The 571-nt window shown below is 43.4% G+C and carries 1 protein-coding gene; it reads right to left on the minus strand.

The window, feature by feature from the left end; all coding sequences use genetic code 11:
* Positions 1–571, minus strand: a 571-nt coding sequence (locus R7Z47_RS26130; protein WP_318130936.1) for an EAL domain-containing protein, incomplete at both ends; no start/stop codon positions are given.

Consider the following 571-nt stretch of genomic DNA (forward strand, 5'->3'; position numbering starts at 1 on the left):
TAATCTGGATTGATTTTGCTGATAAGTGACACGTTGTTGTTTCCAGTACCAAAGTCATCAATGCTGATTTTGCAGCTCAGTAATTTTAGTTTCGCGACGTTGTCGTAGATCTCGGAGGTGTAGTACATGGACGCGTTCTCCGTGATTTCGATGGTCAGTAACCGGCAGTCTCTGCTCGCGAGTTCTTGATAAAGAGTCGAGAAGTTTCTTCCTCGTAGAAGAGAAGGGCACACATTGATGCTGATGGGTACCAACAAAGTCGGCTGTTTGGCGTAAATTGCTCGGATCACCAAGATCGTGTGGATCAAAAGCAGTCCATTGCTGATGAGTGTTTCGATGAACCTTTGGGTGTTCTTCACTTTGAATCGAGAAAGGGCTTCGTAGTGAATATTTTGCTGCGTTGAGGTGTTGTAGATCGGTTCGAGCTTGATATGAAATTCTCGAATAGCAAACAGATACGTGATGAACGCTTGTAGCGACCGATGCCTTAGTATCACTAAAAAGAACAGGCTCAACAAAATGATGCTCTTAAAAGGTCCTGAGATGTAATACACCTCTTTATAGCCTGTAT

The organism is Vibrio sp. 1641 (genome assembly GCF_033339995.1).
Lineage (GTDB): Bacteria > Pseudomonadota > Gammaproteobacteria > Enterobacterales > Vibrionaceae > Vibrio > Vibrio alginolyticus.